Source organism: Mucilaginibacter sp. P1_D10, assembly GCF_056406215.1.
On sequence record NZ_JBFUAP010000008.1, the window covers coordinates 252,110 to 267,216 of the forward strand.

Below are 15,107 nucleotides of genomic sequence, written 5' to 3' on the forward strand. Positions count from 1 at the left end.
GCGTTACATTATCTTTACTGTTATTATAATGAAGAGATTTTTTTTATGCCTGCTGGCTTTTTTGCCTACAATGGCATTTGCACAAACTGCCGCGCCTTTTACCATAAAAGCAAAGGTTGGCAAGTTAGATAAGCCCGCGCAAGCTTTTTTAGCTTACCAGTTGGGTGCCAATACCGTTATCGATTCCGCAGCCATAGTAAACGGTGAATTTACCTTCACCGGTACCATAACTAACCCGGTAAACGCCACCATGTTTATTGATTATAAAGGCGAAGGGTTTGCTAAATACGTGGCACAGAACTTCAGCCAGAGTGCTGGGCCGGCAAAAACAGCCGACTATTTGGGCTTTTACGTGGAAAAAGGCGAACTGGGTATTACTTCGCCCGATTCCTTGAAGCACGGCAAAATCACCGGTTCTAAAACAACCGACGACGAAGCCAAACTGACAGCTCAACTTAAACCAATAATGGCCAAAGCGAAAGCCCTTGCCAGCGAAGCCAAGGCCGCCACGCCGGAGCAACAGCAGTCGGCAGCGTTCCAAAACAACATGCAGGTTAAATACAAAGCCCTGCAGCAAGAACAAAAAGCCGCGTTGAAAAGCTTCATCGTTAGCAACCCCGATAGCTACCTTAGCCTGCTGGTGCTTACCAGCGTAAGCGGCCCCTCGCCCGATGTAGCCGAAGTAGAACCTTTGTTCAATTCCCTGTCGGAAGATTTGAAGAACTCTGACCAGGGCAAGCAACTGAAATATGAGCTGGACAAACTCAAAGTAACTGCGATAGGTTCTATTGCGCCCGATTTTATACAGAACGACGCAAACGGAAAGCCTGTGCAATTGTCGTCTTTCCGTGGGAAGTATGTGTTGATAGATTTTTGGGCATCGTGGTGCGGCCCCTGCCGACAGGAGAACCCCAATGTGGTGCGTACCTATAATAAATACAAATACAAAAATTTTACCGTTTTAGGCGTATCCCTTGATAAGGAAGGTGCCCGCGATGCCTGGTTGGCCGCCATTAAAAGCGATCGGCTGGAGTGGACGCAGGTGTCTGACCTTAAATTCTGGAACAACATGGCTGCAAGGCTTTACGACGTGCGCTCCATCCCCCAAAACTATTTGATTGACCCGCAGGGCAAAATAGTAGCCAAGAACCTGCGCGGCGATGATTTGGATAATAAATTGGAAGAGCTGCTGGGGAAAATATAATGTAGTCGGGCGTCGGAAAGACGGATGGAGCTTCACGACTGCGGGCTTTCCGTCTTTCAATTTTGCGCCGGTGCTTTGAATATTAACGGGATAGTTGCATCTTTTCCGCTTTAAATATACATTTATATCATGAAGAGAATATTGTTGGGTGCCCTTGCGCTTATACCCGCTGCGCTTTTTGCACAGGATACCAAATACACCGTACAGGGCAATGTGGGCACGCTGAATAAGCCGGCCAAAGTTTATTTACAATATAAAAAGGACGGCAAATCGGTAACGGATTCTGTTACCCTTAAGGATGGCAAATTCCTGTTCAAGGGAGATGCCGGTACCGCGCCAACCAGTGCGCGCCTGTGGTTTAACCCTACCGCATCGGGCTTAAACAGCGCTGAAGATTCGCATTCCTTATACCTGGAGCCAGGTGTAATTACGCTGACAACTACCGATTTGCTGGCCAACGGTAAATTGGAAGGGCCAAAAACCAACCAGGAAAACGAATTGTACCATGCCGCCATAAAAGTGGTTGACAATGGATACGATGCGCTTGATGCCCGCGAAAAGGCAGCGGGTGATGCCGCAAAAGCCGACACCTTTATCAGGCAAACAAAGCTGCGGGAGAAAGCCCTGAGCGAGCAATGGAAAGCTATTAACAAGCAGTTTATTAAAGACCATCCCGATTCATATATCAGCCTTACGGCCTTACGCTCGTATGCTTATAGCGCTGATTATGCCGATATAGCGCCTTTATACGAATCCCTGTCGGCAGAGGTTAAACAATCTAAGGATGGCAAAACCTTTGGCGACTTGTTGCCCAAGCTAAAAGCAGTTGCCCTTGGTGCTACTGCGCCCGAGTTTGCCGAAGCCGACACTGCGGGTAAGGTAGTAAGCCTGTCGTCTTTCCGTGGTAAGTATGTGCTGATAGACTTTTGGGCATCGTGGTGCGGCCCTTGCCGCGCCGAAAACCCTAATGTGGTGAAAGCTTACGGGCAATATAAAGACAAGAATTTTACCATTATTGGCGTATCGCTTGACAAACCTACAGCCAAAAAAGCCTGGCTGGATGCAATCCATAAAGACGGCCTGGCTTGGACCCAGTTATCAGACCTTAAGTTTTGGGATAGCAAAGCGGCCGGTATGTATGGCGTAAAGGCTATTCCTCAAAACTTTTTGATTGACCCTAACGGCAAAATCATAGCCAAAAACTTAAGAGGCGACGATTTGAATGATAAGCTGGCGGAGTTGTTTGGAAAGATATAATGAGTCATTGAATCATTAGGTCATTGAGTCATTAAAAAGGCGGAATTGTATGTGCAGTTCCGCCTTTCTATTTATATCGACCTGTTGCAATGACTCAATGACGCGCAAGCAAAATGACTCAATGATTAAAGTAAATCAAACCCTATATCACGCCTAAAATAAACGCCATCGTAGTAAATGCGCGCGGCATCGGCAGTGGCTTGCTGCAGAGCATTGAACATGTTATCCTGCAGGCTGGTAATGGCCAGCACGCGGCCGCCGGTGGTAATTATGTCATCGCCACTTAGGCTTGTGCCCGCGTGGAACACATGCGAGCCGCGAACGTTCTCAATACCACTGATGGCTTTATTCTTTAAATATTCGCCCGGGTAACCGCCTGCTACGCAAACTACGGTTGCGGCGGTTTTATTAGATATAGTGAGTTCTTTCTCGTTCAGATTGCCATTGGCTACGCCCTCCAGCAAGTCAACGAAGTCGGATTCTATGCGGGGCATTACGCTTTCGGTTTCCGGGTCGCCCATGCGGCAGTTGTATTCTATTACCCATGGTTCACCCTCAGTATTCATCAGCCCTATGAAAATAAAACCCTTGTAGGGGATGCCTTCTTTTTTAAGCCCCTCAACCGTTGGGATGATTACGCGTTGCTCTACCTTAGCCATGAACGCAGCATCAGCAAAGTGCACCGGCGAAACAGAACCCATGCCGCCTGTATTAAGGCCTGTGTCGCCCTCGCCAATGCGTTTGTAATCTTTAGCTTCTGGCAGTATTTTATAGTTGCTGCCATCCGTCATCACGAAAACCGAAAGCTCTATGCCGGTGAGGAATTGCTCAATCACCACTTTAGAGCTGGCATCGCCAAATTTGGCTTCGGTGAGCATTTCGGCCAGTTCCAGCTTGGCTTCTTCCAGGGTAAGGCATATCAACACGCCTTTGCCTGCAGCCAGGCCATCTGCCTTCAGCACAACTGGCAGGCCCGCGGTGGCCAGGTAATCGAACCCTTCTTGCAGGGTATCTTTGGTAAACGTTTTGGATGCAGCTGTAGGTACATTGTTGCGCTGCATAAAATCCTTGCTAAAATCTTTGCTGCCCTCCAGTTGCGCTGCCTGTTGCTGCGGGCCTATTACCGGGATGTTCTTCAGTTCATCGTCGGCTAAAAAGTAATCGTGGATGCCTTTTACCAAGGGCTCTTCGGGGCCAACCAGTACCATATCGATGGCGTTGCCCAGGGCAAATGCTTTTATGCCGGCAAAATCGGTAACCTTAAGGTCAACGTTGGTGCCGTACTGGCCGGTGCCGGCATTGCCGGGGGCAATAAAAAGCTTATCGCATTTAGGGCTTTGGGCAATTTTCCAGGCGAAGGCACTTTCCCTTCCACCCGAACCAAGGATCAGGATATTCATGGGGCGAATATAAGGTTTTTGATGTGCAGATATGCGGATGTGCAAATGTGCAGATGATTTTCGGATGGGATTCGTTAAGTTTACCGTATGTCGAAACGCATGAATAGGTTGATGAATCTACCGGTTTATAAGAAAGCAGAGGAGATTTACGAGATGGCCCGTGTTATTGTGGAGGTGATTGACGAGAGCGACAAGTACGAACACGAGTGGCTCACAAAGGAAATTTTGAGCAATGCTACCATGATATTGGGTAAAATTGCGAACGCAGAGGGTGGTGGACTTTATTCGTTGCGGATGTACAATGCTGTACGCATTAGGTTGGGCATACAGGATATGATGAATGCGGTTATTAGTACCGAAATGTTCGGCATGAATAAGGAAGATTACGTGCAACTGATGCGCGATAAAGTGGAAGAGTTTAGAGTGGAGTTTGTTGCCTGGATACGCGGTTTCGATAAAACGCACGACATTCCGGATGATTGGGCTATCCGCTTCGATACAAGCACACCGGAGCAGGAGAAACTGGAAGAACTGATGTTTGACGAGGATACGTTTTTTGATAGATTGAGCGAGGATGATGACGAAGACCTGGGTTGGACAGACGAAGATGATGAGGACCACCCCAAATAATAGTTGTTGGTACGCCGGCATACCATAGCCTATCAAGCCTACATCCTTTAAGAATATGCAGAGCGCTTGGCCTTGTTTTTGCATTATCTGCTTAATAAATTATCTTTAGGGACGAAAAAACTGATCCGTTTTGGCGCAAAAACCTCTACTTACCTATATTCCGGCCCTTACCGGCGTGCGTGCTATGGCCGCATACCTCGTATTCATTTCGCATTACTGCTACGCATTCGATGAGAATTTTCCCCATGCTGTGCAACGTTTTTTCACCGAATTCCATATTGGGGTAACTATTTTCTTTACGCTATCGGGTTTTTTGATCGCTTTCCGTTATTTCGATACCTTCGAATTAACCGGTGATTGGTTCAAACAGTACCTTAAAAACCGTGTGGCGCGCATCTATCCCATGTATCTCCTGCTTACGCTGGGGGCCTTCGCCAGCTTCTATTTCAGCCACGATGAAAAGGTGACCAATGGCTTCGGCAGTCCCATAGGGCTTTTGCTCATGAACATCACCTTCGTGCGCGGCTTTTTCGACCAATTGAAGTTTACCGGCATTGCGCAGGGCTGGAGCCTAACGGTAGAAGAATGCTTTTACTTCTCGGCACCGTTTATCTTCTTTTTCGCGCAGCGGTACAAAAAATTCTATATACAGCCTTTCATCATTACGGCCATCGGTGCCTTGCTGGTGCTGATATTCCGCAATGTAAACTGGTATGGTTTCTTCGGCAATTTTACGTTTATGATGCTCTATACCTTTTTGGGGCGTTGTTTCGAGTTTTTTGTGGGGATACAGCTGGCACTTTTTGTACGCAAGAAAACTTTAGATGGGCAAAGCAAGCAAAAGCTTACCTACCTTGGTTTCGTGCTAATGTTTGCCTGCGTGTGGGTTATGAGTACGCTGCCTATACCCAAAGGCGAAGCGGCAGGGCTGCAGCACCCCCTGGGCATCATCACCAATAATTACCTCCTATCCATCAGTATAGCCATCTTTTTTTACGGCCTGCTTACCGAGACTTCCCTCCTCAAGAAAATATTATCCAATAAATTCGTGGAGTTGCTGGGCAAAAGCTCCTATATATTCTATCTTATCCATTTGGGATGGATGTACAACGGCTTGCACTTTAGCCTAAACTGGCTAAACGATTACGTTTTCGATCTGTACGATAAATGGGGGGTAGACTGGAACTCTCCTTTCCAATACGATAATTTGAACGTACTTTACGCTTTTATAATCCTCAACGGAATATCTATCCTATTATTCAAAACCATAGAGGAGCCATTGAATCATTACATCCGCCGGTCGGATTTTTTGATCAGGAACAAAAAACGAACTGCAACCGTATAATACGGGACTTAAAAAAAAGAAACGATATAAAAATGCGAATATCACGAGGCTTTAAATTTTATGTTGTTACGCTAAGCATCGTCCTGGCAGGCTGCTACAGCGCGTTTGCGCAGGACGATAAAGAAGATGAAGGCGAAGTATTCATAGAGGTGAAACCCGGTACTAAAAACGCCCTTTTTAAAGGAAGCGACGATATTGAATTTAAGCTGAAATTAAAGAGCACCTATAAAGAAAACCAGGACGGCAAACTTACCTATAACGTGTTAAGCGACGATTTTAAACAGCTATCAACCAATAGCATGTGGGTACATCTCATCAAAAATTCTTCGGAAACTTACAGTGTACTGCTGCCAAAAGGTGCCCCCGGCTTTTACAGAGTGCATTTTATGTTGAACCTTACTTCGTATGATGATACGGTGAAACGCGTATTCGGTATCGACCCGGAAAAGATAAAAACCACCTTGCACAAACCTGCCGATTTTGATGCCTTTTGGCAGGGCACTATAGATACCCTTAAAAGTATTAAGCCTGAGTTTAAGTTTACCGAAGACAAAAAGAAATCGACCAAAGAGAAGATTGTTTACCTGTGCGAGATGAAATCGTGGGAGGGCATTACCATACGCGGTTGGCTCACCGTGCCAAAGGGCGGCAAAAACTACCCTATACTTTACCGTGTGCCGGGTTACACCATCGATATGAAGCCCGACTATGATAAGGAGGATTTTGCGGTGTTTACTATCAACGTGCGCGGTAACGGCAACAGTCGCGATGTAATTGCACCCGATTATAAACAGTATAACCTGGTGAATATAGAGAGCCGCGATAAGTATATTTACCGCGGCGCGTATATGGATTGCCTGCGCGGGGTTGATTTTTTGGCTGCCAACGCTACCAAGCTTAGGCTGAACCCCGATAAGATAGTGGTAGAGGGCGGTAGTCAGGGCGGCGCGCTGGCGGTGTTTGTGGCGGCAATGGATAAACGCGTTAAGCTCTGTACCTTCCAGGTGCCGCTATATGCCGATATGCACGATTCTTACGCCATAGGCAGCTCGTACCCGGTTGATACGTGGCCAACGCTGGTTTTTCATGATTATATCAAGAAACACAATGGCTTTACTAAAGAAAAGCTGCTGGCGGTTTGGGATTATTACGACCCCCAGAACTTTGCCGATAAGGTAAAAAGTAAGGTGCTGATGGGGATTGGTCTATTGGATGAATTTTGCCCGCCGCGCTGCAGTTTTGGCATGTTCAATAAATTCGCCAACACCAACAACGAATATTTTGTAGTGGCCGATAAGGCGCATGAAGTTAATTTTACCTATTTTACATTTCAATACTACTGGCTGAAAGAAGATTTCAGGATGCCGTAAACAGCAGATACCTATGAAAAAAGTTTACATTATTTGTTTATTACTGCTTATCATGGGCTCGGCTAAACAGCAGGCCTATGCAGGCTGGCCTATTGGCAAATATCGCAATATCGTAGTACCATCGTTTAATTACTACACTTCTAAGGACGTATATAACAGCAACGGCAAAAAGGTAAAGCCCGATGGCAACAGCCAGTTTACCAGCTATGCTTACGGCCTGTATGTAGGCTATGGCATCACCCGTCGGCTCGATCTTATCGTAAACGTTTTAGCGCCTAACCAGCAAAGCCAGTTCACCACAACTGCTGGTACCACCTATCAGGAAAGCTTTGGGTTTGGCGATTTGCAGGCCGGGCTTAGCTACGCGCTTGTCAATTTCGATTACAAGGCCTATTTTTCGGTACAGGTATCGGGCATTGCTCCACTTTATAAACACGATGAAGATGTATTGGACCTGGGGTACGGCACCTTCGGTTCCGAAATAAAATTCATGTACACCGGCAGTTTCAATAAGAATTTCTTGCGGGGATGCTATTTTAACGTAGAGGCTGGTTACCGCCGCTATTTTGATGCACAGGGCCCTAATGTTATCCTTTACTCGGCACTGCTGGGTATCCCTATCAATAAAAAGAACCAGGTAAGTTTTGAGATTGGCGGGCAAAGGTCCTCCAGCTCCAACAAATCATTCAGCCAGAACTTAAGCGTAAACCGCGATTTTGCCTTCACCAAAGGCGCTATTAACGTTGGCCACACCTTCAGCCGGAGGTTTTCGCTTTTTGCCAATGGCTTTTACACCTTTATGGGCCGCAACTCGGGCGTGGGCTATGGCGGCGCCTTGCAGGCGGTGTTGAAGATATGACCGCTGATTTAGGTTGATTTTTGTTCGCACCGATTAAAACGATTTTTTCGATTGCACCGATAGCTTCTGTTTGCTTATTTCATTATTTTAGAGGAATAAAAAATGGATGAAAATCGTAGAAATTCTGTTGTTCAACTTTTTTACTAAAACCTATCTTAAACAGGTAAATCGCGGTTTTTTTTTGAACAGGAGGTTGAAGTGAGTAGCGGCAGATATGTTTTTTACCATGTCTGTGTTTTTCCCGGTGGCACTTATATTTTTTATCCCCCAAATTGTTTTTGATACCGCATACTCGCCAATGAAACAACTTAGCCCATTGCTATTGTTGGCATTTGTTCCCTTTCTGGTCATCTGTTTCGCATTGTTAAATAAAGATTACTATCGTGCCAAAAGTGTTGCTAAGCGGATTTACGGATATTCTGTTTTGGACATCAGGACTAACCAAATAGCCAGCCGTTCGAAATGCGCGATCAGAAATATTACGGCCTTTATTTGGCCGGTTGAGGTGCTCATGCTACTTGTAAATCCCGAACGCAGGTTAGGAGATTTTTTGGCTGGAACAACCGTAAAAAATGATAATGTCGAAGCACCGGAATTGATACTGAATGATATAAAAGATAGAGTTAGTTACGGAGATGCAGGTGCATTATATTTGCCTGCTTTTTTGGCAATCCTTATGTTAATATTATCATCATTTCCCCTTTGGACTGCATTGTGATATATCCAATTACGTTCTCTTTAATTGCTCATATATACTCCCTCCCCTAATTTTAAATCGAATAAATTCAAATTTTAAAGCAAGGAGTTATATTTTTAGGGAATTATCGGTCAATGGAAATTGCCGGGGATAAAGCCGTATGACCTTTGCAGCAATAGCGGTGTTGTGCGGCTCTAAATCATCGTAAATGCTTTTCAATTCGTTCGAGTTTTTAATCTTCTTTCCGCTTGTTACGCTGTTGTATTATCTGGTGCCCCATAAGTTCAGGTGGTCGCTGCTGCTTTTTGCCAGTTGTATATTCTACATGGCGTTTATCCCGGTTTATATCTTCATTTTATTCATTACCATCCTTATAGATTATTTTGCGGCGATATACATCAGCCGGTCGGAAGGGCGGAGGCGGAAGCTCTACCTCATCATCAGTATCGTATCTACCTGCCTGGTGCTTTTTATTTTCAAGTACTTCAACTTTTTTAACAGCCATGTGCGTTTCGCTGCCCACCTTGCGCACTGGAACTACCCCATACAGGCCTTAAGTATCATATTGCCGGTGGGCTTATCGTTCCATACATTCCAAAGCCTTGCTTATGTTATAGAGGTGTACAGGGGCCATCAAAAGCCCGAACATCATTTTGGCATTTACGCTTTATATGTGATGTTTTACCCCCAATTGGTAGCCGGCCCCATAGAGGGTCCGCAGAACATGCTGCCCCAGTTTTATGAGAAGCACGAGTTTGACTACGATAATGTAACCCAGGGTTTAAAGCGGATGCTATGGGGCTTTTTTAAGAAAGTGGTTGTAGCCGATAGGCTGGCCCTGTACGTAAACGCGGTTTTTATGGCGAATGGGCATCATAACGGCACTACCCTGGCGGTTGCGGTGGTGTTTTTTGCCTTCCAGATATATTGCGATTTTTCGGGATACTCGGATATTGCCATCGGTAGTGCACAGGTGATGGGCTTTAAGCTGGTTGCCAATTTTAACCGGCCTTTCTTAAGCAAAAGTGTTACCGAATACTGGCGCAGGTGGCACATCTCGCTTACAACCTGGTTCAATACTTACCTGTTTACGCCAATCATGGTACAGAAGCGCCATTGGGGCAAATTTTCCGTAGTGTTTGCCTTGTTGGTAACCTTTTTTGTGAGCGGCCTTTGGCACGGCGCGGCTTATACGTATATCTCTTTCGGGCTGGTAAACGGCATTGCTGTGTGTTACGAGTTTTTGACTAAGAAAACCCGGAAGAAGGTTTTCGGCTTTCTGCCTGAAGTGGTGGCGAAAATGCTATCCACCCTGCTCACTTTTGCTTTTGCCTGCTTTGCGTTCGTGTTTTTCAGGTCGGGCTCCATGGCCGAGGCGTTGAGCATACTGGGCAAGATACTTTTTGCGCACGGCGAGTTGTTTACGGCCAACAATTATTGGTTGATCGGTTATTCCATCATCGGCATACTCATTGTGGTTACAGTTGAGGTTTCTGAGGAGTATGGCCTGTTCGGCAAGGTTAGCTTTTTAAATAATAGTAAGCCTTTGCTGAGGTATTCAACCTATTGCCTGCTTGCTATGCTGATACTTCTGTTTGGAGTTTTTGGTAAAACGCAGTTTATTTACTTCCAGTTTTAACATGCAGCAGAAACCCGCAACCGACTTAAAACGCTTCCTGAAGAAGTTCGCCGTGCTGGCAATTGTGCTGGTACTGCTCGATTTTTCTATCGGCGCTTTGCTCAGGCACCTCTATTTTAAGCAGAAATTCAACGATGTAACCTACGTGCTTAATAAAGCCCGGGCGCAAACGCTGGTGTTCGGTTCATCCAGGGCCATGCATCAGTATGTGTCTAAAACATTCGAGGCAAAGCTCAACACTACGTTTTACAATTGCGGTCGCGAAGGCTATAAGCTCATCTACAATCTGGCAGCCATATCCGCAGTGTTGGAGCGCTACAAGCCTAAGCAAATTATACTGGACATATACCCCGACGAATTCGCTACCTCCGAAGAAGGAAACCTTTCTTTGTTATTGCCCTACCACGATAACCCGGCCATTAAGCCCTTCATCAAGTACAATAGCAAGTTCGAGGATTTTAAGCTGCTATCTTCCATATACCCTTATAATGCGTTGCTGGATAATATCCTTGCAGAAGCTGTACACCCAACCAGGGTAAATCCCGATACCACCGATGGCTACGCCAAGCTAAGCTCGGTATTGGAGAAGCACCCCATGTTACCATTTAAGCACGACCAAGCCATTGCCAGTCGCATCGCTTTGCTCGATAGCTTTCTAAATGACCTCAACAAGAAAAACGTTGATATTACGCTGGTAGTTTCGCCCATCTATTTCTCATTCGGGGCCGATGATAACACGATAGCGATCCTTACTGGCTTCAGCAAAAAATACCCCAACGTGCATTTTATCAGTTACGCAAACAACCCTTCATTTACTGATGCAAGCTTGTTTTATGATGATTATCACCTGAACGACCAGGGAGCGCACGCCTTTTCGGAAGACTTGGCCAACAGGTTATTGGAGAGGAGATAAGAAAGCCTTCATCAATTTCTCATTTAGATAATTTAACGCAGCCTAACTCCTGTATTCCCCAAAAATCTCCACAACCTTTTTCGTCCTGAACTCGAACACCTCTTTTACCTTATTGGCTACAAACAAGCTATTAGCTAACCGACCGAAGATGCCAAAAGGGATGGCATAGTGCAGCAGATCCGTCATTTCTACGCCGCCGGGTATTTCCCTGAAATGGTGCTGATGGTGCCAGAGGGCGTAAGGGCCAAAGCGTTGCTCATCTACAAAATACTTCCCTTCTTCTACATGGGTTATCTCCGTCATCCAGTTAAGTTTGATGCCAAGCACCGGCGACACCTTGTAGGTAATCACCATGCCGGGGTACATCTTCGCCTCGCCGTTGTAGGTGCTGGTTACCACGAAGTCCATCTCGGGCGGGGTGATTTTGGCCAGATTATGCGGCGATGAAAAGAAGTCCCAGGCCTCTGCCAGGGTGATGGGTAAATTCTGCGTAAGCTTTAATGCGTATGTTTTCACGCCGCAAGTAAGGGATAATAGTTAAATACAATTTAGTTGCAATGCAATTTTATTGGTCTAATCCCGTACCAATTGGCAGTCCGCGGCGGCTCCATTCGCTCCAGCTTCCTACGTATAGCTTGGGGCCTGTGATGCCCGCATACTCCATGCCCAGTAGGAGGTGGCAGGCCGTAACGCCCGATCCGCAATGCACAATTACGTCCTGCGGTTTTACCTTGCCTATGGTATCGGCGTAGAGTGTGGCCAGCGCGTGCTTGGTAAGGTACGTTCCCTCGGGCGAGAGGCTGTTGCTATAGAACAGGTTCACCGCACCGGGGATGTGCCCTGCAACCAGGTCAAGCGGCTCGGTAAGGCCCTGGTAACGCACGCCCTCGCGCACATCTATTACTACGCGGCCCTCGTCTGCGGCAGCTTTTTTTACTTCTTCTATATCCACCGTATTGGCGTACTCCGCAGGGATAGGATAGGGCTCTACGGCGGTGTTTTGGTACTCGTCGGTAGCCAAAGGTATGCCGGCATCGGTTGCAGCCTTTAAGCCGCCGTTTATCACCTGTACGTTGGCGTGGCCTATCGAGCGCAGCATCCACCACAGGCGCGCGCCGCCCATGGCACCGGCCTTATCATCGTAAACAATTACGTGGCTATCGGGGGTAATGCCCCAGCGGGCAAGGGTATCGGTAAAATCTTCCAAAGCAGGCAGCGGGTGGCGGCCGCCGAAGGCGGCGTCGGCAGGTTTAGAGGCGAGGTCGGCGTCCAGGCCGGCGAATACGGCATTGGGCAGGTGCCCGGACAGGTAACGCTCGTGCGCATCGGCACCGGCGCGTACATCTATGATGATGCTGGAGTTATCCAAAATATGCGGGTCGGTAATTTCAATAAGCGGCGACATAGGCTATGTGTATTTTTTAGGCAAATATATAAATGATGACGCAGTTATCCCTTACTTTCATTTTGCTCAAGCCATCTGTCGTAATCGGTTTTGTGTTTGCCGGAATAAAAACGAAAATCATACACGGTAACATATGTAAGCCAAATGAGCGCAAAAAAACCGCCTGGTAAACTCACAAGCATCAACCATCCAAAAACAAACATCATCGAAAATAATTCACCGTAATCCGTGCTTCCAATAATACAAGGATGTGCGCCGGCTTCGTTAAGAATACAACCATGCTTTTCGGCAAAAAAGCTTGCAGCTACAACTAACAAAAGCGGAAAGCCGGCTGCCAAAATTATCAATAGGTAATAGATGGGGGCGCGTTTGAGTTTCGAGCGACTTTTATAAAATTTATACGGCATAGTGCAAGGTAGCAATTAGCCAATATTATATTAGCAACGAGATATTCGTGCCGCCGAGAAAGAAACTGCGGCCTTTAGCTGCGACATTACTTAATACGTGACGAGTGCAGCCTATGAAATAGGCCATTAAACCATTCACTACCCACCACTCACTAACGCTCCCTATTGCACCATCTTATTGGCACAGCACGAGCTGGCGAAGGCCTCGGGCTTGGCTTTGAACACGAAACCCATGCTGAGGATGTAGCCCATGGCCTCGTGCAGGGCCTGGTTGCTCTTGAACATTGGGTTGGTGTTGATGTCGGCGTGCACCTCAAGTTCTACCTCGTACAGGTCAAGCAGGTCGCAGAGTTTGTAGGCAATGTCGATCGATTTCTGCACCTCGTTGAGCATACGCTCTTTGATGGTCATCTTTTGGGAGGTACGCTCCTGGTGGATGAACATGAAAGCGCCCCGCGCTTCGCGGATGAAGACGATAACCGTAGCGAAATCGGTAACCGAGCCTTTTACCTGCGAATCGGTGCCGATGCAAACCTTAAGCTTGTTGCCTAGCTGGGTTTCGCGCTCAATGGCACGCTCTACTTCTTCTAAGATGGGTGTTTGGATAATCTCCCCGCTGAATTTTTTCCAGGCCATAAAAATGCATTTAGATGATTTTTAGTACGCGACCTTTTTACGGTCTATAAAAATAAGCGATTAACTATTGCTTAAACGTTATATCCGCATGATTTATTTGTTAACATTTTATTGATTATTAACAGGTTGCGGATTTCAGATGTGCAGATGTTTTTGGTCATTGAGTCATTGAGTCATTGAGTCATTGGGTCATTGGGAGGGGAGGGGCGATGGAGCGGCCGCCGTCTTCCAATTCTTGTCCAGTTTTATTTTGTAGAAATTTTGAAAAAAACGGCTGAATATTGCGCCGCACTGCGATGGTCCAACTTTTGTTTTTGCCTCAGTGGGCAGGCGTAAATTTGCCGAAATGCTTCAAAAAAATTCGCTTTTTTCCATGTTTTTTGTACTGTTTTGCGGGTTTTTTGGGCTTTTTACTGCAATTAGCAAAAAGGGCCTTATTTGCATGGAATGGCGGTTTTTAGCTAAAAACCTGGTTTACGGGCGACAAAAAATTTTCCAGCTTTTTCCAGCTTTTGCGCGGATTTTAGCTGTGGATTTCCAGCTTTTTCTAACTGTTTTGGCAGGGGTTTCTGCCACTGCCGCGAGCCCCCGGCTTGGGCGGTGGGCAAGTTAACCGCTGCGCAATTGGCAAGGTTGGAGGGTGATGCTGCTCTGCTACGTGGCCAGAAGTGGCAACACTTTCCGTAGCGGGAGCAACTTCTTTATTCAATTTAGATTTTTGTAAAAAAAAGGCACGCTAAGTATTACAATATTTGGCTATATTTGAGTACCAATTAGCCCTAATAGAGAAATAATTTAATATCCTTTATTCCTCTGGTAATGGCTACAAATTCTTCAACAAAACCTTCACTGAAGGCCTGTGTATGCAGTGCCACAAATTGGTTCAGGGCGCCACGCCCAACATGGGTTAAAGTGTTACTCTGGTGGATGCCCATCAAAATATACAAATGCTATATGTGTGACCGCAAACGTTGGGTTATCAGTAGATAATCCAGGGGCATTGCGTCACCCGTGTATTCACGACCTTATTTAACGCTTTGTTAGGTACTACAAATACGTGGTTTCGTATGAAATGTGGCAACAAAGAGGAGTAGCAGCGTATAACTGATTTTATGCGCTTTTTTTATGGAATTAATTGCGGAGGGATGTGTTAGGCCGTGCTTCTTGACGGCTAACACACCCCTCCGCCCCTCTCAAGAGAGTAATAGCCCATGAATAGACATTTTATCCAAATGATCTATTAATGAGCAGGTCGAAGTTCGATTTATTGGCTCTGTGGTTATATTTAAAAGTGAACTCATTTAAGTATGATTGAAGATGCTTGATAGACACTTTGTGATACTGG

General features: G+C 46.2%; 15 protein-coding genes. 10 read left to right on the top strand and 5 right to left on the bottom strand.

What is annotated here, in order from left to right; all coding sequences use genetic code 11:
- Positions 1–28 precede the first annotated feature (28 nt).
- Positions 29–1,204, top strand: a complete 1,176-nt coding sequence (locus AC1DYT_RS15245) for a redoxin domain-containing protein (RefSeq protein ID WP_477470437.1) — start codon at positions 29–31, stop codon at positions 1,202–1,204.
- Between the two features lie 129 nt (positions 1,205–1,333).
- A complete protein-coding gene (locus AC1DYT_RS15250; protein WP_477470438.1) occupies positions 1,334–2,461 on the top strand; it encodes a redoxin domain-containing protein in 1,128 nt (375 codons plus the stop codon).
- Positions 2,462–2,586: 125 nt separating this feature from the next.
- On the opposite strand, the gene purD is transcribed toward AC1DYT_RS15250, so the two are convergent.
- Positions 2,587–3,861 (bottom strand): phosphoribosylamine--glycine ligase, encoded by a 1,275-nt coding sequence (gene purD / locus AC1DYT_RS15255; RefSeq protein ID WP_477470439.1) that lies wholly within the window; start codon positions 3,859–3,861, stop codon positions 2,587–2,589.
- A gap of 99 nt (positions 3,862–3,960) precedes the next feature.
- Here purD and AC1DYT_RS15260 point away from each other — a divergent pair, with 99 nt between their 5' ends.
- From AC1DYT_RS15260 to AC1DYT_RS15290, 7 genes are all read left to right on the top strand, one after another.
- Positions 3,961–4,491 (top strand): hypothetical protein, encoded by a 531-nt coding sequence (locus tag AC1DYT_RS15260; RefSeq protein WP_477470440.1) that lies wholly within the window; start codon positions 3,961–3,963, stop codon positions 4,489–4,491.
- 130 nt (positions 4,492–4,621) lie between these two features.
- A complete protein-coding gene (locus AC1DYT_RS15265; RefSeq protein ID WP_477470441.1) occupies positions 4,622–5,836 on the top strand; it encodes an acyltransferase family protein in 1,215 nt (404 codons plus the stop codon).
- A 32-nt stretch (positions 5,837–5,868) separates the two neighbouring features.
- Positions 5,869–7,206, top strand: coding sequence for an acetylxylan esterase (locus tag AC1DYT_RS15270; RefSeq protein WP_477470442.1), 1,338 nt, complete (start codon positions 5,869–5,871; stop codon positions 7,204–7,206).
- A gap of 13 nt (positions 7,207–7,219) precedes the next feature.
- Positions 7,220–8,065 carry a hypothetical protein gene (locus AC1DYT_RS15275; RefSeq protein WP_477470443.1) on the top strand — a complete coding sequence of 282 codons (846 nt, stop codon included), beginning with the start codon at positions 7,220–7,222 and terminating at the stop codon, positions 8,063–8,065.
- 298 nt (positions 8,066–8,363) lie between these two features.
- The gene (locus AC1DYT_RS15280) at positions 8,364–8,783 is read left to right on the top strand and encodes an RDD family protein (RefSeq protein ID WP_477470444.1); all 420 of its coding nucleotides are present in this window, start codon (positions 8,364–8,366) and stop codon (positions 8,781–8,783) included.
- Between the two features lie 187 nt (positions 8,784–8,970).
- Entirely contained in the window at positions 8,971–10,401 is a 1,431-nt protein-coding gene (locus tag AC1DYT_RS15285; RefSeq protein ID WP_477470445.1) for an MBOAT family O-acyltransferase, read from the top strand.
- A 1-nt stretch (position 10,402) separates the two neighbouring features.
- Positions 10,403–11,314: a hypothetical protein gene (locus tag AC1DYT_RS15290; RefSeq protein WP_477470446.1), complete on the top strand. Its 912-nt coding sequence runs from the start codon at positions 10,403–10,405 to the stop codon at positions 11,312–11,314.
- Positions 11,315–11,356: 42 nt separating this feature from the next.
- Here the strand turns inward: AC1DYT_RS15290 and AC1DYT_RS15295 are convergent, their stop codons facing one another.
- The 4 genes from AC1DYT_RS15295 to AC1DYT_RS15310 all read right to left on the bottom strand — a co-directional run bounded on the left by AC1DYT_RS15295 (position 11,357) and on the right by AC1DYT_RS15310 (position 13,762).
- Entirely contained in the window at positions 11,357–11,830 is a 474-nt protein-coding gene (locus AC1DYT_RS15295; protein WP_477470447.1) for an SRPBCC family protein, read from the bottom strand.
- 49 nt (positions 11,831–11,879) lie between these two features.
- Positions 11,880–12,719 carry a sulfurtransferase gene (locus AC1DYT_RS15300; protein ID WP_477470448.1) on the bottom strand — a complete coding sequence of 280 codons (840 nt, stop codon included), beginning with the start codon at positions 12,717–12,719 and terminating at the stop codon, positions 11,880–11,882.
- 44 nt (positions 12,720–12,763) lie between these two features.
- Complete coding sequence (locus AC1DYT_RS15305; protein WP_477470449.1) at positions 12,764–13,126, bottom strand: hypothetical protein; 363 nt, start codon at positions 13,124–13,126, stop codon at positions 12,764–12,766.
- A 162-nt stretch (positions 13,127–13,288) separates the two neighbouring features.
- On the bottom strand, positions 13,289–13,762 hold the full coding sequence (locus AC1DYT_RS15310; protein ID WP_477470450.1) for a ribonuclease H-like YkuK family protein: 474 nt from the start codon (positions 13,760–13,762) through the stop codon (positions 13,289–13,291).
- 346 nt (positions 13,763–14,108) lie between these two features.
- On the opposite strand from AC1DYT_RS15310, the gene AC1DYT_RS15315 reads away from it, so the two are divergent.
- On the top strand, positions 14,109–14,375 hold the full coding sequence (locus AC1DYT_RS15315; RefSeq protein WP_477470451.1) for a hypothetical protein: 267 nt from the start codon (positions 14,109–14,111) through the stop codon (positions 14,373–14,375).
- The last annotated feature ends 732 nt before the right edge of the window (positions 14,376–15,107 follow it).

Coding starts and splice junctions, on each gene's coding strand:
- AC1DYT_RS15275 (WP_477470443.1), top strand. CDS start 7,220: ATGAAAAAAGTTTACATTATTTGTTTATTACTGCTTATCATGGGCTCG.
- purD (WP_477470439.1), bottom strand. CDS start 3,861: ATGAATATCCTGATCCTTGGTTCGGGTGGAAGGGAAAGTGCCTTCGCC.
- AC1DYT_RS15305 (WP_477470449.1), bottom strand. CDS start 13,126: ATGCCGTATAAATTTTATAAAAGTCGCTCGAAACTCAAACGCGCCCCC.
- AC1DYT_RS15290 (WP_477470446.1), top strand. CDS start 10,403: ATGCAGCAGAAACCCGCAACCGACTTAAAACGCTTCCTGAAGAAGTTC.
- AC1DYT_RS15285 (WP_477470445.1), top strand. CDS start 8,971: ATGCTTTTCAATTCGTTCGAGTTTTTAATCTTCTTTCCGCTTGTTACG.
- AC1DYT_RS15260 (WP_477470440.1), top strand. CDS start 3,961: ATGAATAGGTTGATGAATCTACCGGTTTATAAGAAAGCAGAGGAGATT.
- AC1DYT_RS15310 (WP_477470450.1), bottom strand. CDS start 13,762: ATGGCCTGGAAAAAATTCAGCGGGGAGATTATCCAAACACCCATCTTA.
- AC1DYT_RS15300 (WP_477470448.1), bottom strand. CDS start 12,719: ATGTCGCCGCTTATTGAAATTACCGACCCGCATATTTTGGATAACTCC.
- AC1DYT_RS15280 (WP_477470444.1), top strand. CDS start 8,364: ATGAAACAACTTAGCCCATTGCTATTGTTGGCATTTGTTCCCTTTCTG.
- AC1DYT_RS15270 (WP_477470442.1), top strand. CDS start 5,869: ATGCGAATATCACGAGGCTTTAAATTTTATGTTGTTACGCTAAGCATC.
- AC1DYT_RS15250 (WP_477470438.1), top strand. CDS start 1,334: ATGAAGAGAATATTGTTGGGTGCCCTTGCGCTTATACCCGCTGCGCTT.
- AC1DYT_RS15245 (WP_477470437.1), top strand. CDS start 29: ATGAAGAGATTTTTTTTATGCCTGCTGGCTTTTTTGCCTACAATGGCA.
- AC1DYT_RS15315 (WP_477470451.1), top strand. CDS start 14,109: ATGCTTCAAAAAAATTCGCTTTTTTCCATGTTTTTTGTACTGTTTTGC.